This window comes from Nocardia sp. NPDC024068 (assembly GCF_040638875.1).
Classification (GTDB): domain Bacteria; phylum Actinomycetota; class Actinomycetes; order Mycobacteriales; family Mycobacteriaceae; genus Nocardia.
The window spans coordinates 14,406-32,830 of sequence record NZ_JBEZYU010000003.1 but is presented as its reverse complement, the minus strand read 5'-3'; the positions used below and the strand labels follow the sequence as shown (position 1 = coordinate 32,830).

Below are 18,425 nucleotides of genomic sequence, written 5' to 3'. Positions count from 1 at the left end.
GGCCGGGCACGACGCTCTCGCCTCATGCCCGCCCGTGCCGGTTCACTCCAGTTCGCCCTCGGTTTCCAGATAGATCCGGCGCAGCTTGTCCAGCGTCTCGGCGTCCGGTTCCGCCCACAACTTGCGTTCGGCCGCCTCGAGCAGCCGTTCGGCGATCCCGTGCAGCGCCCACGGATTGGACTGCTCCATGAACTTGCGGTTCGTCTCGTCGAAGACGTAGCTCTCCGCCAGCTTCTCGTACATCCAGTCGGCGACCACATCGGTGGTGGCGTCGTAGCCGAACAGGTAGTCGACGGTGGCCGCCATCTCGAAGGCGCCCTTGTAGCCGTGGCGGCGCATGGCCTCCAGCCAGCGCGGGTTCACCACCCGGGCCCGGAAGACGCGGGTCGTCTCCTCGGACAGGGTGCGGGTGCGCACCGAATCCGGACGGGTGCTGTCGCCGATATAGGCCTCGGGATTCTTGCCGGTCAGCGCCCGGACCGTAGCGACCATGCCGCCGTGGTACTGGAAGTAGTCGTCGGAGTCGGCGATATCGTGCTCGCGGGTATCGGTGTTCTTCGCCGCCACCGCGATCCGGCGATAGGCGGTGCGCATATCGTCGGCGGCCGGGGCGCCGTCGAGGTCACGTCCGTAGGCGTAACCGCCCCACGTGGTGTAGACCTCGGCGAGGTCGTCGTCGGTACGCCAGCTCTTGGAATCGATGAGCTGCAGCAGGCCCGCGCCGTAGGTTCCGGGTTTGGAGCCGAAGATCCGGGTGGTGGCGCGGCGTTCGTCGCCGTGCGCGGCGAGATCGGCGGCCGTATGAGCGCGGATGTAGTTCTGGTCGGCCGGCTCGTCGCGGGCGGCGACCAGGCGGACCGCGTCGTCGAGCAGGGCCAGCACATGGGGGAAGGCGTCGCGGAAGAAACCGCTGATGCGGACGGTGACGTCGATCCGCGGGCGGCCCAGTTCGGCGAGTTCCACGACCTCGAGCGTGGTGACGCGGCGGCTGGCCTCGTCCCATACCGGCCGCACTCCCAGCAGGGCCAGCACCTCGGCGATATCGTCGCCGGAGGTGCGCATGGCCGAGGTCCCCCAGACCGAAAGCCCCACGGAGCGCGGATATTCGCCGTGATCGGCCAGGTAGCGTTCCAGCAGCGAATCCGCCATGGCCCGGCCGGTTTCCCAGGCCAGCCGCGACGGCACCGCCTTCGGGTCCACCGAGTAGAAGTTGCGGCCGGTGGGCAGCACGTTGATCAGACCGCGCAGCGGCGAGCCGCTGGGGCCGGCAGGGACGAACCCGCCGTTCAGCGCGTGCAGAACGCGCGCGATCTCGACGGCGGTGCCCCGCAGCCGCGGCACCACCTCGGTGGCGGCGAACCGCAGAATCGCGGTCACCGCCGCGCGGTCACCGCCGTCGGCACCGAACAGCTCCGGCGCCGACCGCTCGACCAGGCCGTCCACGGCGTCCGCCGACCACTCCGCGGCCTGTAGTGCCGCCAGCAGTTCCCGGGCCCGCGCTTCGATCGTGTCGACCCGCTCCCGGGCCTCCCCGCCGGCCTCGCTGAGCCCGAGCGCCTCGCGCAGACCGGGCACCGACTGCTCGCCGCCCCACAGCTGCCGCGCGCGCAGCATGGCGAGGACCAGGTCGACTTCGCTCTCGCCCACCGGAGCCTGCCCCAGGATGTGCAGGCCGTCGCGGATCTGCACATCCTTGATCTCGCACAACCAGCCGTCGACGTGCAGGAGCATATCGTCGAAGGACTCCTCGTCCGGGCGTTCGGCCAGGCCCAGGTCGTGGTCCATTTTCGCGGCCCGCATCAGGGTCCAGATCTGCTGCCGGATGGCGGGCAGCTTGGCCGGGTCGAGCGCCGAGATATTGGCGTGCTCGTCGAGCAACTGTTCGAGCCGGGAGATATCGCCGTAGCTCTCCGCGCGCGCCATCGGCGGGATCAGGTGATCCACCAGGGTGGCGTGCGCGCGGCGTTTGGCCTGCGTGCCCTCGCCGGGGTCGTTCACCAGGAACGGGTAGATCAGCGGCAGATCGCCCAGTGCGGCGTCGGTACCGCAGGCGGCCGACATACCCAGCGTTTTCCCGGGCAGCCATTCCAGGTTGCCGTGCTTACCGAGATGCACCATGGCGTCGGCGCCGAAACCGCCGGATCCGGTATCGGCGGCGAGCCAGCGGTAGGCGGCGAGATAGTGGTGGCTGGGCGGCAGGTCGGGGTCGTGGTAGATGGCGACGGGGTTCTCCCCGAAGCCGCGGGGCGGCTGCACCATCAGCACCACATTGCCGAAACGCAGTGCGGCGATCACGATTTCACCGCGCGGGTCGGACGAACGGTCGACATAGAGTTCACCGGGCGGCGGGCCCCAGGCCTCGACCACGGCCTCGCGCAGCTCGCCGGGCAGGGTTTCGAACCAGGCGGTGTAGATATCCGCGCCGATCCGGATGGGATTGCCCTCGAGCTGTTCGGCGCTCAGCCAGTCGGGATCCTGGCCACCGGCCGCGATCAGGGCGTGCATCAGCGCGTCGCCGTCGTGTTCGATCAGACCCGGGACCTCCCCGGCCGCACCGAGATCGTAACCCGCGGCACGCAATTCGGTGAGCAGCGCGATCGCGCTGGCCGGGGTGTCGAGGCCGACGGCGTTACCGATGCGGGCGTGTTTGGTCGGATAGGCCGACAGCATGATCGCCAGCCGCTTCTCGGCGGCGGGGATGTACCGCAGCCGCGCGTGCCGGACGGCGATCCCCGCGACCCGCGCCGCGCGTTCGGCGTCCGGGACGTAGGTGGACAGCCCATCGGCGTCGAATTCCTTGAACGAGAACGGCACCGTGATGATGCGGCCGTCGAACTCGGGCACCGCGACCTGGGTCGCCACATCCAGCGGGGACAGGCCGTCGTCGTTGTCCGCCCACTGCCGGCGGCCACCGGTCAGGCACAGCCCCTGCAGGATGGGTACATCCAGATCGGCGAGGGCGCCGATATCCCAGGCCTCGTCGTCACCACCGGCGGAGGCGGTGGCGGGTTTGGTGCCGCCCGCGGCGAGCACGGTCACCACCAGCGCGTCGGATTGCCGGAGGATATCGAGCAGTTCGGGTTCGGCGGTGCGCAGGGACGCGCTGTAGATCGGCAGCGGCCGGGCGCCCGCGTTCTCGATCGCGGCGCACAACGCGTCGATGTAATCGGTGTTCCCCGCCAGGTGCTGCGCGCGGTAGTAGACCACGCCGACCGTCGGCACACCCTCCACCGGTTCCGGATAGCGGGCGGTGCGTTCGAGGCGGCCCCATGCGGGCAGCTGTACCGCGGGCTCGAATCCGTGCCCGGTGAGCAGCACCGTATCGGACAGGAAGTTGTGCAACTGGAGCAGATTCTGCGGCCCACCCGCCGCCAGGTAGTTGTGCGCATCCGCGGCCACCCCGACCGGAACCGTCGACTGTTCCATCAGTTCGGCGTCGGGGGCCATCTCCCCGCCTACCGCCACCACCGGCACCTCGCTGTCGCGGAGCACCGCCAGCCCGTCCTCCCAGGCCCGCTTACCGCCGAGAATCCGCACGACCACCAGATCGGCGCCGTCGAGCAGTTCCGGCAGATCCGCCACCAGCAGCCGGGCCGGATTACCCCACCGGTAGTCGGCGCCACTGGCGCGGGCGCTCAGCAGATCGGTATCGGAGGTGGACAGCAGCAGAATCACAAGGGTGACCTTCCTGGGGTGACGCGCCCGTCGGGGGTTCGGGGTGCTCGCCGGAGAGGGTCTGGCTGTGTCAGTGGCGCGACCGCACCGGAATTGCACCGGTTTCCTCGTCACCCGCCGAGCGTTCGGATGCTACCGCGACGCCCACCGCGGGCCCGCGCCCGGTGGGCGGAAGCCCTCCCGGGCTACCCGGCGGAAAAGAGGAAGAGGACGAACAGCAGCACCGTGGTGACGAGCAGGATCGGCGTGACGATCCGGAAGACACGAGCCCGGAGGTGCGGCGGAAAGGCGAAAGGGGCACACACCATGATCACCGTCGCCGCGGGTACGGACAGGATGGTCCCGGCGATCAGTCCGTACCCGTGCGGATCGGCGGCCGGATCGTCCGACAGTCGAAATTGCAGCACGAGAAAACAGCACCGCAACCAGAGCATCGCGGCAGCTGTCGCCACGACCGTGGCGCCCGCTCGCCCGATCCGGGCGGCCGGGACCCGATACCGCTCGGTACTCACGGCACCCGCTCGGCGATCACCGATGCGGCGTTGCGATCGCCACGGCTCCGAGCAGGTGAGACCCACTGCATCGTTTTCCGCACGGTCACCCTCCCACGTCGATCACAGCACACCGCGGGCCCACTCGCAGCAATTGCCGGACACTCTCAGGAGCGCAGGCGATATCGGCCCCCGCGGAGCCGCGCTTCCACGGGCGACCAGCGGCACCGGCGGCGCGAACGGCACGCAGGACCCCCGGGTAGCAGCGGCCGGGACCGGTGGGGCCGGCGCGGCGGGGCCCGTATCCTGATCAGGACATGTCACGTACGAATGCCGATTCCTGCCCCGGTGTCCTGCGGCTGCACCAGGCCGCCGATGGACCGCTGGCGCGGATCCGCGTCCCCGGCGGGCACCTGACTCCGGCACAGTTGCAGACGCTTGCCGAATCCGCCCATGAGCTGGGCGACGGGCATATCGAACTCACCTCACGCGGCAATGTGCAGTTGCGGCAGGTCCGCGACGCCGATGCCCTCGCCGATCGCCTCGCCGCGGCCGGGCTGCTGCCCAGCGAGACCCATGAACGAGTCCGCAATATCATCGCCTCGCCGCTATCGGGTCGCGTCGGCCACTACACCGATATCCGGCCGCTGGTTCCCGAACTGGATGCCCGGCTCCTGGATGCACCGCGACTGGCCGAGCTCCCGGGCCGGGTCCTTTTCACCATGGACGACGGACGCGGCGATGTGAGCGCGCTGCGCCCGGATATCGGCGTGCACGCACTCGGCGACGATCGGTTCGCGCTGCTGCTCGCCGGCACCGACAGTGGAATCCGGGTATCCCCCGCGGAATCCGTGGAGGTCCTGATAGCGGCGGCACACGGTTTCCTGCACCTCGGTACCGACCGGTGGCGCCTGCACGAGGTCGAGGACGGCGCCGCACGCGTGGCCGCGCATCTGGGTCTGCTCCCCGGCCCCGAGCGGGTGGAGTTCGCCGCCGCCGAGCCGCCGATCGGCTGGCTCCCGCAGGACGACGGTCTCGTCGCGCTCGGCGCCGGCGTGCGGCTGGGATCACTACCCGCCCGGACCGCGGAGTTCCTCGCCGCCGTGGAACGCCCGATCCTGCTCACCCCGTGGCGCAGCCTGGTCCTCGCCGATCTGGCGGAGGGGGCGGCCGAACAGGTCGTGCGGGTGCTGGCTCCGATGGGCCTGATCTTCGACGCGGCCTCGCCGTGGCTGCGGATCACCGCGTGCGCGGGACTGCCGGGATGCGCCAAATCGCATACCGATGTCCGCGCCGACGCGGCGGCAGCGATCGAGGCCGGTCGCACGGATGGGTTCGCCACCGGTCCGGAGGTCACGGTGCCGGCGGAAGACGTGGTGGCCGGCGGGCGTCAGCACTGGTCCGGTTGTGACCGCAGGTGCGGGCGGCCCGCGGGACCGGTCACCGATATCACCGCCACCCCGGACGGCTACCGGGTGACCGCGCCCGGCTGAACCGCCTCCGTTACGCGGACTCCCGCACCCGCTTGATCCCGGCGTAGGCGCGGGGCGCGTAGCGCAGCCGCTCCGGCAGTAACGGCCAGATACCGCGGACCGCCGTCGCGAACACCGCGAACAGTTTCTGGTCGAGGGCATTCCAGCGCAGGTCGAGAATTTCCCGGGCACGTTCGGGCATGAGCGCGTTGGCCAGCCAGACGTTGAACGCCATCACCGGGCGCCAGATCACCGACCACACCGGTTCGGGGATACCGGGCATCGCCGGAATCCGCACGCTGCCGAGCCGCAGCGCGAAGTCGGTGGTCGGGTTGGCTTCCAGCACCTCGTCGATGGTGCGTTCCCAATACTCGCGGAATTCGGCGTAGTTCGAGACCAGGACGCGATCGGACAAGCCATACATCCGCCACCAGGTGACGCCTTCGGCGATCAGCTGATCCTTCTCGGCATCGGTGAGCGGCGTACCGAAATGCTCGTTGATGGCGAGGGTGAGCTCGACGAAGGTGGCATGGGTCCACCAGTACACATCGGGGTTCAGCGCGTGGTAGCGCTCGCCCCGGGAATCGGTGCCTTTCAGCGGGCGGTGGTAGTCGCGGACCCGCCCGGCCTGGGCCTCGGAGTCGGCGTCGTAGATCATGCCCTGGATCTGCGGCAGGGAGCGGATCAGGCGGTCCCAGGGGTCCTGGAAGAAATTCGAATGGTCCTGGAGCGCGGCCCCGACAGCGGGATGCATGTTCTGCAGGATCCCGGTACGGCCGAGGAACAGCATGTTCCGGAAGTCACCGGCGTATTTCCAGGTGAGCGATCCGGGTCCGATGGGCGCGCCCACCGGGGCGGACAGTTCTGTATTCGGAGCACCCATGATCCGACCTCCTCGTCTCCACGGGCTGAAAGCTTGAGACGAATAGTAGGTCATTGTCTCATTGTTTCCCGCATCAGGGTGTGGACGACGTGATGAACCGGTTCGCCGCCACAGACCGGACCAGCTACCGTATTCTCGTCCGGACGGATGTCCGAACAGCTGTATATTCCGATCGGAACCGTTGCCCGGCGGTGTCACGGGCGCGGGGAGCTCTGACGAAAGCGAGTACACCGATGAAGACCAAAGGCGCTCTCATCTGGGAATTCAACCAGCCGTGGCAGATCGAGGAGATCGAAATCGGCGACCCTCGCAGGCATGAGGTCAAAGTCCAGCTGGAAGCAGCGGGGATGTGCCACTCCGACCACCACCTGGTGACCGGCGGTATTCCGATGATGGGATTTCCGGTACTCGGCGGCCACGAGGGAGCCGGCATCATCACCGAAGTCGGCGAGGCCGTCGAGGATCTCGCGGTCGGCGACCACGTGGTGTTGTCGTTCATCCCGTCCTGCGGGAAATGCAAATCATGTCAAGCGGGTCTGCGTAACCTCTGCGACCTGGGCGCACTACTGCTCGCGGGCACCTCGGTGATCGACGGTTCGTTCCGGATCCAGGCCCGCGGCCAGGACGTCTACCCGATGGCCCTGCTGGGCACCTTCTCCCCGTACATGGTGGTGCACGAGAGTTCGGTCGTGAAGATCGATCCGTCCATCCCGTTCGAGGTGGCCTGCCTGGTGGGCTGCGGCGTCACCACCGGATACGGCTCCGCCGTGCGCACCGCCGATATCCGGCCCGGTGAGGATGTGGCCGTCATCGGCATCGGCGGCCTGGGCATCGCCGCGATCCAGGGTGCCGTCCACGCCGGCGCCCGCTATATCTTCGCGGTCGACCCGGTGCCGTGGAAGCAGGAGCAGGCACTGAAGTTCGGTGCGACCCACGCCTACGGGACCATCGAGGAGGCCACCGCCGCCTGCGCGGAGATCACCTGGGGCGGAATGGCGAAAAAGGTGATCGTCACGGTGGGCGAGGTCCGCGGTTCGGAGGTCGACAGCTGGATGGGTATCACCGCCAAGGCCGGAACCTGCGTTCTCACCGCCATGGGCAATCTCGTCGACAACCAGACCACCCTGAATCTGTCGATGCTCTCGCTGCTGCAGAAGAATCTGCAGGGCACCATCTTCGGCGGCGGCAACCCGCACTACGACATCCCACACCTGCTGTCGATGTATCAGGTGGGCAAGCTGAACCTCGACGATATGGTCACCCGGCAGTACCGGCTCGAGGACATCAACGACGGCTATCAGGACATGCTCGCCGGGCGCAATATCCGCGGCATCATCCGCTACACCGACGCCGACCGCTGACCGGCCGCCGGAACCGGTGACCGCGCCGACGGCGTAACGCGCGGTCACCGGTCCGGCCCGCCGGATCGTCGCCTCCAGAACATCCTGGTCGACAAACTGGTCTTACCACTTGACCTCTTACCAGTTGCCCTTCTATCGTCACCGGTATGGCCTTGAAACGGATCGCGCGGCGCTCGGTGCCCGACGAGATCTACGACCAGCTCGTCGACGATGTGCTGACCGGCGAACTGACGCCCGGATCGGCCCTGCCCGCGGAACGCCAGCTGGCCGAAGCGCTCGGCGTCTCCCGGCCGACCGTGCGCGAGGCGGTCCAGCGGCTCGCACGCGCCGGATTGGTGGAGATACGGCAGGGCGGCAGCACCACGGTGCGCGATCCACGCCGCTCGGGCGGATTGGAACTGCTGCCGCGACTACTGCTGCGCGGCGGCGAGATCGACCATTCGGTGGTCCGCAGCATTCTGGAGACCAGGGCGTCCCTGGGCCGGGAGGTCGCCGTGCTCGCCGCCCGGCGCGGTGGTCCCGCCCTCACCGGTGAATTGACCGCCGCGGTGGACGAATTGGCCTCCCGCCACGATCCACTGGCCCGCCAGCGCAGCGCGCTCGAATTCTGGGACCACCTCGTCGACGCCGCCGAATCGATCGTCTATCGCCTGCTGTTCAACCATCTGCGCGGGGTGTACGAACCGGCCATGGCGGCACTGACCGGCGTGATGGATACCGAGGTCGGCCGCCCCGAGCTCTACCGCGCGCTCGCCGACGCGGTCACCGCCGGCGAGGCCGATACCGCCGGCAGCCGCGCCGGGGCGCTGCTCTCGCTCGCGACCACAGAATTCGACTCCCTCCTCCGCCGTCTGGAGTCCACGTCATGAATATCCCGGATACCCTGCGCACCCGGCGTGCCCGCAACGCCGATATCGACGATCTGGCCCGGCGGCGCCTGGCCGCCGACGACGCGACCACCGCCCGCCGCGGCCGGCTGACACTGCGCCGGGCCTTCCACGGTTTCGTCCGCGCGCCTTCGCCCTGGATCATCGCCGGGCTACTCGCCGACGCGCTCGCCGCGCGCGTGGCCGTGGGCGACTGGCAGCTCACCGATGCCCTCGTACCGGTAGTGATGGTGGCGGCATTCCCCTTCACCGAATGGGTCATCCACGTCTGCGTCCTGCACTGGCGGCCGCGCACCCTCGGCCGGTGGCGAATCGACTCACTGCTGGCCCGTAAACACCGCGAACACCATGCCGACCCGCGCGTCACGGGTCTGGTGTTCATCCCGTGGCAGACCTTCCTGTGGCTGCTGCCCGCACTGCTGGCGATCGCGGCATTTGCCTTCGGCCGGCTCGGGCTCGGGCTGACCTTCCTGGTGTCGGTCGGGTTTCTCGGCCTGGTCTACGAATGGACGCACTATCTCGTCCATACCGACTATCAGCCGCGCGGCGCCCTCCTGCGCGCGGTGCGGCGCAACCACCGTCTGCACCATTTCAAGAACGAGCACTACTGGTTCGCCGTCACCACCGCGGGCACCGCGGACCGGGTTCTCGGCACCTACCCCGACCCGGCCCGGGTGCCCAACTCCCCCACCGCGAAAGCCCTGCATCAGGCGAGTGGGGTGTAGCGCACCGGTCAGGCGCGGCGCAACGCCAGTACCGGGATCGTCCGGATTCCGCGTGCCTTCTCCTCGTACTCGGCGAATCCGGGGTAGCGGCGGGCCTGCTCGGCGTAGATCCGGTCGCGTTCGGGACCGGTGACCTCGGCCACCGCCACCGGATAGGTTTCGGTCCCCCGCTCCACGGTGGCCTGCCCGGCGTCGGTCAGGTTGTAGTACCAGTCCGGGTTGGTCGGGGCGCCGGCCTTACTGGCGAATATGTAGATCAGATCGGGATCCCGGTCGTCGGCGAGGTACATCGTGGGAGTCACCGACTCACGGCCGGATTTCCGGCCCCGGTGATGAACCAACAGCATCGGGGCGCCCTCGAAGGGCCCGCCGACCCGTCCGTCGTTCGCACGGAACTCGCTGATGATGCCGGCGTTCCAGTCGTCTGCCATCTCCGCATTATGCAGGGATCCCCGCATCCTCCCCGGGTACCCGGCGCGGCGGGTCCGCCGGATTGCGCACCACCGCCCGGGGCCCGGATCCGGCTCACCGCCGGGGCGCCGCGTATCCGGATGAGCTGTCACACTACGGATCATGGCGTTCACCGACGACCCCGACGGCGACCAGTTCTTCGCCCTGCGCACCTTCCGCGCCGACGGCTCACCGGTCACCACCCCGATCTGGCTTGCTCCTGCCGGTGACCGCTGGTACGGCTACACACCCGTCCGCTCACACAAGGTCGTACGGATCGCCGCCCGCCCCGAAGTGGAGGTGGCGCGGTCCACCTTCGACGGCACCCCCACCGGTTCTTGGCGCACCGGCAGCGCCCGAATCCTGGACGGCCGGGAACGGCGGACAGCCGAGCGTGCGATGACCGCCAAATACGGCACCAAGTTCCGGATCTTCGTCCTCACCACCCTGCTCGGCCGCTTCCGGCCGCACGGTGGGCGCGCGGTAGGACTCGAGATCGAGATCCCGGAGGGGCTGCCGCGGCTGCGGCGGTGAGCCACAGGGTCAACGCAGGCACAGTGGCCTGATATCGGAGAGTCCACCGGTGGTCGGCGAGGTCAGGTACATGCACGGGCTCTGCCCCGCTGTCTCGATGGCACCACGCACGACGTCCCAGGTCGGTGCGTCCAGCGCGGCCTGCCGCGACAGGACGAATCCGGAGAGCCTGCTCGGATCGGTGACCAGGGCCCAGGAGTAGTCCGGCGCGAGAGCGGTGACGATGTAGTTGGTCGGACCGTCGAGACCGTCCTGGCCGGGCACTCCCGGGAAGCTCACATGCAGCTGCGCCCGGGTCGCCGGATCGTTGACCTTGGCGGTCCCGCGGATCTCGTTGCGTCCGCCGGACCAGGTCGTGCACTGGTTGTACACGCCGATATTGCCCTGCGGGTCCAGGGTGTACTCGGCGCGGGTGTCGCGCGCGCATTCCAGGTTGAACGGTTGTGGCACCGCGGCGAGCTGGTTCCAGGTGCCGAGATAGCGGTCGAGTTCCAGGGCGGGAACCGGCGCCGGGCCGGGCGGCAGGGCCGGTTGCGCGGACGCGACGCCGGCCGCGGACGCGCCGAACGCGATGAGGGCGGAGACTAGGCCGAGAGTGCGGCGAACTACTCGGTGGGCGGTCACGGTGGCTCCTCGGGAATCGGCGTTGTTGACTATCGATGGTACCCGGCGCTCACTATATAGATGCATAATCGATGCGTATAGGTACACGCAGAGAGGTAGCGATGGCAGCCATCAATTTCGCCCGGATCATGGGTGCGGCCACGGCGTGCTACGGACTCGCGGTCGCGGCGCGACCGTCGGTCCTGCTGGCACCCTGCGGCTGGGACGACAGCGACCCGGGTCGCCGGGCCCTGGCCAGGACCACCGCGTTCCGTGATGTGGCCTCCGGCCTGGGGATGCTCGTGGCGCCCACCGCCCCGGCGCTGCGGATCGCCGTCGCCGGCCGGGTGCTGTCCGACTTCTCGGATGCCGCGGTACTCGGCACGACGCTGCGCGGGCGGCCGCAGCGCGGAAAAGCCGTCGCCGTCGCGGCGGGCTGGGGCCTGCTCTGCGCCGTTGCCGGCGTGGCCGCGACGAGGGCGAAGTGACCGGCCGTCGGCTGCCCCGGCCGGCCGCCGGCGGCCGGAGATCCGCCCCGGTCCGGGGCGGCAAGCCGGAACGGGCAGAATAAGACGATGCCTGCCGGTCCGCCCCCCGCTCACGTCGCGGCCGGATTCACCGTCCGTGCCGTCGCGGAGCGCCTCGGCATCCCGACAGCCACGCTGCGGAGTTGGAACCGGCGCTACGAAATCGGGCCCACCGGCCACCGCCCCGGTAGTCACCGCCTCTACACCGAGGACGATATCGACCGGCTGCGTCAGATGCTCCGCCTCATCCAGGGGGGTGCCACACCGGCCGGTGCCGCGGCCGCGGTCCGCGCACCGGTGGCGCGTCCCGGCGACCGGGAATCATTGCTCGCCGCGGCCTTCCGCCTCGACTACCGGGCCGCCACCACGCAGCTGGTCGCCCATATCCAGGCATTCGGCGTGGTGGACACCTGGGAACTACTGTGCCGCCCGGTATTCGCCGATATCGTCTCCCGCCAGACGAGCGGCGAAGGGTGCATCGATGTCGAGCACCTGCTTTCCTGGTGCATCACCTCGGCGCTACATCTCACCAACCCCCCCGCCGCGCCGGGGCCGCGCCCGATCGTGCTCGCCTGCACGTCGGGCGAAACCCACGCCCTACCACTGGAGGTACTGCGCGCCGCGCTGGCAGAACAGCGGGTGGGTGCGCAGATGCTCGGCGCCGATGTGCCCACCGGGGCACTCACCGATACCCTCACGCGACTACCGCACGCGGCCGATCTGGTGTTGTGGTCCCAGCACGAATCCACCGCCCTGACATCGAGTGTCCGCGCCGGAACCCGGGCGGGAGCCCGGGTATTCGTCGGCGGACCAGGCTGGGACGCGGTGATCCTGCCGACCGGGACCCCGCGGCTCACCGGCCTCACCGAGGCCCTCGGCCACCTCTCGTGAGCCGGGTCCGGGCGTAGCCCGCGTCCGCCGGGGATACCGACCCATCCACCCCGGCGTCCGACGACGAACCACTGCGCCGGTCACACCTCCGGGCAGTCCCGCGGATTTCCACCCCGGCTCGCGATAGAAGCCGAAACGATGCATACTCGATGCATAGGAACTCGGGGTTGCCGATCGGAGGAAGAGTGATGACGGAGCAGGACGGGCCGGTGCGCGCCGGACGGCGGGTCGCGGTGGTGGGTAGCGGCGTCGCCGGGCTCACCTCCGCCTACGTACTGTCCGACTCCGCGCACGTCACCCTCTACGAGGCCGACCCCAGGCCCGGCGGCCACGCCGACACCCACCGGGTCCATACCCGGGACGGCCGCGAACTAGGGGTCGATACCGGATTCATCGTGCACAACGACCGGACCTATCCGACGCTGACGCGCCTCTTCGACGAACTCGGGGTCACCACCCGGGACACCGATATGAGCATGTCGGTGCGCTGCGACGGCTGCGGACTGGAATACGCCGGGGCCCGCGGGCTCGCCGGACTCTTCCCGCGACCGGGCGCCCTCGCCCGCGGACGCTACCTGCGCCTGCTCTCCGAGGTACCCCGATTCCACCGGCTCGCCCGCGCGGAACTCACCGCCACTCCCGACGAAGCGCTCACCCTCGGCGTCTTCGGCCGCCGGGCCCGGTTCTCGGACTACTTCATCAGTCATTTCCTGACGCCGCTGGTCTCCGCGGTCTGGTCGTGCGATCCGGCGACCGCGCTGCGGTATCCGGCCCGCTACCTGTTCACCTTCCTCGAACACCACGGCATGCTCACCGTGTTCGATTCCCCCACCTGGCGCACGGTGCGGGGCGGGTCCGCCACCTATGTGCGCGCGGTCACCGAACGACTCGACGCGGTACTCACCGGCACCCCGGTCCGGGCGGTCACCCGGCTCGCCGACAGCGTTGCCATCCGCGACGCGGCCGACGAAGTACAGGTCTTCGACGCTGTCGTCATAGCCACCCACCCCGACCAGGCGTTCCGTCTCCTGACCGAGCCCACCGAGGCGGAGCGCGCCATCCTGCCGGCCATGCCGTACTCGGTGAACCGCACCGTCCTGCACACCGACGCCTCCGTGCTGCCCCGGGCGGTCCGGGCCCGCGCCTCCTGGAACTATCGGATGCCCGGCTGTACCGCGACCCCCGACCGGGTCCTGGTGAGCTACGACCTCACCCGGCTCCATCGGCTGGGCGAGGCCACCGAACCCCGGTTCCTGGTCACCCTCGGCGATGAGGACCGCATCGATCCGGGCTCGATCGTCGACCGGATGGTCTACGAACATCCCCGCTACACCCCGGCGTCCGTCGCCGCCCAGCAGCGACTCGGCGAGGTCGGCTGCCGGCGTATCGCGTTCGCCGGCGCCTACCACGGCTGGGGGTTCCACGAAGACGGGGCGCTGTCGGGGCTGCGCGCCGCCGAACGGCTCGGCGCACGCTGGCCGCAACGGATCCTGCGACCCCTGCCCGCCTCATGACCGCCCGGCTGGTGTACACCACCATCGACCACGTCCGCCACACGCCGGTGCACCACCGATTCCGCTATCGCAGCTACAGCTGGCTCGTCGACCTCGACGACCTGCCCCGGCTCCCCCGCTGGCTACGCCCGCTCGCCGGCCTGCGCGCCGCCGACCACCTGGGCGAACCCGCCCGCAGTCTGCGTCAGAACATCGACGACTTCGCCGCAGGTCACGGGATCGACCTCACCGGCGGCCGGGTGACGATGCTCACCAACGCGCGCGTTCTCGGGTACGTGTTCAACCCACTCACCGTGTACTGGTGCCGTGACCACCGCGATATCCCGGTCTGCGTGGTCGCCGAAGTGCACAACACCTACGGCGAGCGATACTCCTATCTGCTGCGCACCGATTCCCGCAGTCGTGCCACCGCCACCAAGCAGTTCTACGTCTCGCCGTTCAACGATGTCTCGGGCGAGTACCGGATGCTGCTGCCCGAACCGGGCGCCGATCTGCACCTGTCGATCGTGCTGCGCCGGGATCGCCCCGTACTCACCGCGTCGGTATCCGGCCGCTGCCGCCCCGCGACCACCGGCGCGATCCTGCGCGCCGCGGCCGTCATGCCACTCGCCCCGCTCGCGGTCGCGGCCCGGATCCGCGTGCAGGGCGCGCGGCTCTGGCTACGCGGCCTTCCTGTCGTTCCCCGCACCCCAGTACCGATCGAGGAGCCGTCGCGGTGACCACCGAACTGTCCACGCTGTCCCCACCCGCCGAAAACCCCTGGCCGGAGGTGGACCGGTTACCCACGGGGGCCCGGGCCGCATTCGCCGCCCCGGTGGCCGACCGGCTGTTCCGGCGCGCGGTCCGCCGGTTACCGCTGCGGGTCGCCTACCCGGACGGCACGGTCCTCGGACAGCGCCCCACCGATACCGCGGCCCCGCTCCTGGAACTGCACCGGCCGGACGATTTCGCGGTCCGCGTGGGCGTTTCCGGACTGATCGGGTTCGGGGAGTCCTATATGGCCGGCGACTGGTCCTCGCCCGACCCGGCCGCCGCGCTGACCGTGCTCGCCGACTGTATCGAAGACCTGGTTCCCGCCCCGCTGCGCGCGCTGCGCCGCCTCTACGTGGCCCGTCACCCGGACGCGGAACGCAATTCACGGGCCAACACCCGCACCAACATCGCCCGTCACTACGACTTGTCCAACGACTTCTTCGCCCTGTTCCTCGACGAGACCATGACCTACTCGAGCGCGCTGTTCACCGCGACCCACCCGGCCCCCCGGCATACCGACCTCGCTGCCGCCCAATGGCGCAAGACCGATCGCATACTCGACGCGGCCCGGGTCGGGCCGGGCTCACGGGTCCTCGAAATCGGGACCGGGTGGGGTGGTCTCGCGCTGCGGGCGGCCGAACGCGGCGCGACCGTGCGATCGGTGACCCTCTCCACCGAACAACGCGACCTGGCCCGCGACCGCATCGCCGCCGCGGGCCTGACCGACCGCGTCCGGGTGGATCTTCTCGACTACCGCCAGGTGGTGGGTGAATACGACGCCGTGGTGTCGGTGGAGATGATCGAAGCCGTCGGATGCGAATATCTGAATATCTACTTTCGTCAGATCGAGCGGCTGCTCGCGCCGCACGGCCGGGCCGCGCTGCAGGCGATCACCATGCCGCACCACCGGATGCTGGCGACCCGCGATACCTATACCTGGATCCAGAAATACATCTTCCCAGGGGGCTTCCTGCCCTCCACCCGGTTGCTCGCCGAAACCGCCCACGACGCCGGGCTCACGGTGGGCGAACAATTCTCGATGCGGGACCACTACGCCCACACCCTGCGCCTGTGGCGCGCGCAGTTCATCCGGAACGCCGATCAGGTGGCCGTCCTCGGTTTCGATCCGGTCTTCCGGCGTATGTGGGACCTCTACCTCGCCTACGCCGAGGCCGGATTCCGCAGCCGCTATCTGGATGTCGAACAGTTCGTGCTCACCAGAGGAAATGAGGGATGACACCGTGATCCACGCCTTGGACACCCTGCTCGACCGGACCGTCGTGCCGGGCTACAGCCGCATCGGTTTCCAGTTGCGGGCGCGCTCGTGGAGGCGGAACGACCCACCCGCCGACGGGTTGCTCGGACGCACCGCGATGGTCACCGGCGCCAATTCCGGAATCGGCAAGGCCGTCGCCACCCGGCTGGCCGCGCTCGGCGCGTCGACCGTGCTCGCGGTACGCGACCTCGACCGGGGCGAGCGGGCGCGCCGCGAGATCCGCGCCGCGGTCACGGCGGCCGATATCCGCCTCGTGCACTGCGATGTGGCCGAACCCGACAGTATCGACGCCTGCGCGCAGACGCTGCGCGACGAACTTCCGACCCTCGATATCCTCGTCCACAACGCCGGTGTGCTCCCGGCCGAACGCACCGAGAACTCCGCCGGGCACGAACTGACCCTGGCGACCCATATCCTCGGACCGCTGCGGCTCATCGACCGTCTGACTCCGCTGCTGACCGCGGCCGGCGACGCCCGGACGGTCTTCGTCGCGTCCGGCGGTATGTACACCCAGCCGCTGCCCGCCGACGATCCCGAATACCAGGAGGGCCCCTACCGCGGAGCCACCGCGTACGCGCGCACCAAACGCATGCAGGTCGCGTTCACCCCGCTGCTCGATCAGTTGCTCGCCGACCACGGCGCCAGCGTGCACAGTATGCATCCGGGCTGGGTCGACACACCGGGTATCGCCACCGCCCTCCCCCGCTTCGGCTCCGCGCTGCGGCCGGTACTGCGCACCCCGGACCAAGGCGCCGATACCGCGGTCTGGCTGGCCGCCACCCGCCAGCTGCCGATGGCGGGCCATTTCTGGCACGACCGGCAGATCCGCGACGAGCACTATGTGCGCTACACCCGCTACCCAGAGGAACAGCTGCTCGCACTGTGGGACTACTGCCTGACCGCGGCCGGAGTCACCGTGGCGCATTCGCCCCGGGAGAACTGAACCCACAGCGGCCCTCCTTCGGACCGATGAATCCCGGCCTCCCGCAGCGTCATTGTCTTCGAGGCCCGACTCTTCGTCACCCAGGAGGCCACCGTGCCGGATATCGAACCCACCCCGGAACCACCACAGCGCTTCGCCCGGCACCCGACGGTGCGGCGGATGGCCGAACGGCCGCGCGCGAAGCCCGACCCCGTACTCACCGCGGCGCGGCTGCGCGAGATCTGCCTGGACGCGGGTGCCGATGATGTGGGTTTCGTCCGGGTGGACGATCCACAGGTCGCCGAGGAGACCGGCCCCGCGCGGGCGATCCTGCCCGCCGCCCGGACGTTCGTCTCGTTCTGTGTGCGGATGAATCGGGACAACCTGCGCAGCCCGCAGCGCAGTCTCGCCAATACCGAGTTCAATCATGCCGACGACGACACCAACGCGGTATCACGGGCGATCACCCGGGCGTTGCAGGATGCCGGGTATCGCGCGGTGTATCCGGCGCCGGGCTATCCGATGGAAGTCGAACAGTTCCCGGGCCGGATCTGGGTGATCGCACACAAGGTGGTGGCCGAGGCGGCGGGGCTCGGGGTCATGGGAATACACCGCAATGTCATCCATCCGCGGTTCGGCAATTTCATCCTGCTGGGCACGGTGGTGACCGACGCGGTGGTCGACCAGCCGAGCGCACCCCTGGATTTCAATCCGTGCCTGGAATGCAAACTGTGTGTCTCCGCCTGCCCGGTGGGTGCGATCACCCCGGACGCCGGATTCGATTTCCAGGCGTGCTACACCCACAACTACCGGGAGTTCATGGGCGGGTTCACCGATTGGGCGGAAACAGTGGCCGACAGCGACGACCGCGACGACTACCGCGCCCGCGTCCCCACCGGTGAATCGTTCTCGCTGTGGCAGAGCCTGTCGTTCAAACCCAACTACAAGGCCGGCTACTGCATGGCGGTATGCCCGGCGGGTGAGGATGTCATCGGCCCGTTCCTCGACGACCGCCGGGCCCACCTCGACGAGGTGGTGCGACCACTACAGCGACAGGAGGAGACAGTGTACGTTCTGCCGGGTTCGGCGGCCGAGGAGCATGCCACCCGGCGGTTTCCGCACAAGACGGTGAAACCGGTGACCAACGGATTCCCGGACGAGGTCAACACCCTGCTCGACCAGATCGGCCCGCGCCCACGCGGGACCGGATCCGGCGGCTCCGAAACCACGCCGTAGGACAGGTGACGCCACGTTCTCTCCCGCCCTCGACGCCGCCACCGATCTCACTGCCACCGGCTCGGGTCCTCGGACGATCCGGGCCGCCCCCGAAGTGGTCATCGATGTGTCCCGGCCGCACTACACGGGCCGGGTCTCGTCGACCGATGGCGGGCCGGCGCCCCACGGTGAAATTCCGGGCGGGCGCGGTTCCGGGCGGGCGCGCCACGGTGCTGCACGAACGAC

General features: G+C 69.4%; 17 protein-coding genes. 12 read left to right on the top strand and 5 right to left on the bottom strand.

Going from position 1 to position 18,425, the window contains the following annotated elements; translation table 11 throughout:
* Nucleotides 1–42 precede the first annotated feature (42 nt).
* Both cobN and AB0F41_RS05310 read right to left on the bottom strand, forming a co-directional pair.
* On the bottom strand, nt 43–3,675 hold the full coding sequence (gene cobN, locus AB0F41_RS05315; RefSeq protein ID WP_357421467.1) for a cobaltochelatase subunit CobN: 3,633 nt from the start codon (nt 3,673–3,675) through the stop codon (nt 43–45).
* Nucleotides 3,676–3,860: 185 nt separating this feature from the next.
* Nucleotides 3,861–4,187 (bottom strand): hypothetical protein, encoded by a 327-nt coding sequence (locus AB0F41_RS05310; RefSeq protein ID WP_357421466.1) that lies wholly within the window; start codon nt 4,185–4,187, stop codon nt 3,861–3,863.
* Nucleotides 4,188–4,483: 296 nt separating this feature from the next.
* Here AB0F41_RS05310 and cobG point away from each other — a divergent pair, with 296 nt between their 5' ends.
* On the top strand, nt 4,484–5,659 hold the full coding sequence (cobG, locus tag AB0F41_RS05305; RefSeq protein WP_357421465.1) for a precorrin-3B synthase: 1,176 nt from the start codon (nt 4,484–4,486) through the stop codon (nt 5,657–5,659).
* A gap of 10 nt (nt 5,660–5,669) precedes the next feature.
* Here the strand turns inward: cobG and AB0F41_RS05300 are convergent, their stop codons facing one another.
* The gene (locus AB0F41_RS05300; protein WP_357421464.1) at nt 5,670–6,521 is read right to left on the bottom strand and encodes an oxygenase MpaB family protein; all 852 of its coding nucleotides are present in this window, start codon (nt 6,519–6,521) and stop codon (nt 5,670–5,672) included.
* A 233-nt stretch (nt 6,522–6,754) separates the two neighbouring features.
* On the opposite strand from AB0F41_RS05300, the gene AB0F41_RS05295 reads away from it, so the two are divergent.
* The 3 genes from AB0F41_RS05295 to AB0F41_RS05285 all read left to right on the top strand — a co-directional run bounded on the left by AB0F41_RS05295 (nt 6,755) and on the right by AB0F41_RS05285 (nt 9,494).
* Nucleotides 6,755–7,882 (top strand): NDMA-dependent alcohol dehydrogenase, encoded by a 1,128-nt coding sequence (locus tag AB0F41_RS05295; RefSeq protein ID WP_357421463.1) that lies wholly within the window; start codon nt 6,755–6,757, stop codon nt 7,880–7,882.
* Nucleotides 7,883–8,028: 146 nt separating this feature from the next.
* Nucleotides 8,029–8,751 (top strand): GntR family transcriptional regulator, encoded by a 723-nt coding sequence (locus AB0F41_RS05290; RefSeq protein ID WP_357421462.1) that lies wholly within the window; start codon nt 8,029–8,031, stop codon nt 8,749–8,751.
* Nucleotides 8,748–9,494: a sterol desaturase family protein gene (locus tag AB0F41_RS05285; RefSeq protein ID WP_357421461.1), complete on the top strand. Its 747-nt coding sequence runs from the start codon at nt 8,748–8,750 to the stop codon at nt 9,492–9,494. Before AB0F41_RS05290 ends, AB0F41_RS05285 begins: the two co-directional genes overlap by 4 nt.
* Before the next feature lie 8 nt (nt 9,495–9,502).
* On the opposite strand, the gene AB0F41_RS05280 is transcribed toward AB0F41_RS05285, so the two are convergent.
* Entirely contained in the window at nt 9,503–9,925 is a 423-nt protein-coding gene (locus AB0F41_RS05280) for a nitroreductase family deazaflavin-dependent oxidoreductase (protein ID WP_357421460.1), read from the bottom strand.
* Between the two features lie 142 nt (nt 9,926–10,067).
* On the opposite strand from AB0F41_RS05280, the gene AB0F41_RS05275 reads away from it, so the two are divergent.
* Nucleotides 10,068–10,478 carry a PPOX class F420-dependent oxidoreductase gene (locus tag AB0F41_RS05275; protein WP_357421459.1) on the top strand — a complete coding sequence of 137 codons (411 nt, stop codon included), beginning with the start codon at nt 10,068–10,070 and terminating at the stop codon, nt 10,476–10,478.
* A gap of 9 nt (nt 10,479–10,487) precedes the next feature.
* On the opposite strand, the gene AB0F41_RS05270 is transcribed toward AB0F41_RS05275, so the two are convergent.
* Complete coding sequence (locus tag AB0F41_RS05270) at nt 10,488–11,003, bottom strand: lipocalin family protein (RefSeq protein ID WP_357421818.1); 516 nt, start codon at nt 11,001–11,003, stop codon at nt 10,488–10,490.
* Nucleotides 11,004–11,203: 200 nt separating this feature from the next.
* Here AB0F41_RS05270 and AB0F41_RS05265 point away from each other — a divergent pair, with 200 nt between their 5' ends.
* The 7 genes from AB0F41_RS05265 to AB0F41_RS05235 all read left to right on the top strand — a co-directional run bounded on the left by AB0F41_RS05265 (nt 11,204) and on the right by AB0F41_RS05235 (nt 18,200).
* The gene (locus AB0F41_RS05265) at nt 11,204–11,569 is read left to right on the top strand and encodes a hypothetical protein (RefSeq protein WP_357421458.1); all 366 of its coding nucleotides are present in this window, start codon (nt 11,204–11,206) and stop codon (nt 11,567–11,569) included.
* An 87-nt stretch (nt 11,570–11,656) separates the two neighbouring features.
* Entirely contained in the window at nt 11,657–12,499 is an 843-nt protein-coding gene (locus AB0F41_RS05260) for a MerR family transcriptional regulator (RefSeq protein WP_357421457.1), read from the top strand.
* Nucleotides 12,500–12,687: 188 nt separating this feature from the next.
* Nucleotides 12,688–14,013: an FAD-dependent oxidoreductase gene (locus tag AB0F41_RS05255; RefSeq protein ID WP_357421456.1), complete on the top strand. Its 1,326-nt coding sequence runs from the start codon at nt 12,688–12,690 to the stop codon at nt 14,011–14,013.
* Nucleotides 14,010–14,732 carry a DUF1365 domain-containing protein gene (locus tag AB0F41_RS05250; protein ID WP_357421455.1) on the top strand — a complete coding sequence of 241 codons (723 nt, stop codon included), beginning with the start codon at nt 14,010–14,012 and terminating at the stop codon, nt 14,730–14,732. Before AB0F41_RS05255 ends, AB0F41_RS05250 begins: the two co-directional genes overlap by 4 nt.
* Nucleotides 14,729–16,003, top strand: a complete 1,275-nt coding sequence (locus tag AB0F41_RS05245) for a cyclopropane-fatty-acyl-phospholipid synthase family protein (RefSeq protein ID WP_357421454.1) — start codon at nt 14,729–14,731, stop codon at nt 16,001–16,003. Before AB0F41_RS05250 ends, AB0F41_RS05245 begins: the two co-directional genes overlap by 4 nt.
* A complete protein-coding gene (locus AB0F41_RS05240; protein ID WP_357421453.1) occupies nt 15,993–16,985 on the top strand; it encodes an SDR family NAD(P)-dependent oxidoreductase in 993 nt (330 codons plus the stop codon). The genes AB0F41_RS05245 and AB0F41_RS05240 overlap by 11 nt, the downstream gene beginning before the upstream one ends.
* A gap of 159 nt (nt 16,986–17,144) precedes the next feature.
* Nucleotides 17,145–18,200: a 4Fe-4S binding protein gene (locus AB0F41_RS05235; protein ID WP_357421817.1), complete on the top strand. Its 1,056-nt coding sequence runs from the start codon at nt 17,145–17,147 to the stop codon at nt 18,198–18,200.
* The last annotated feature ends 225 nt before the right edge of the window (nt 18,201–18,425 follow it).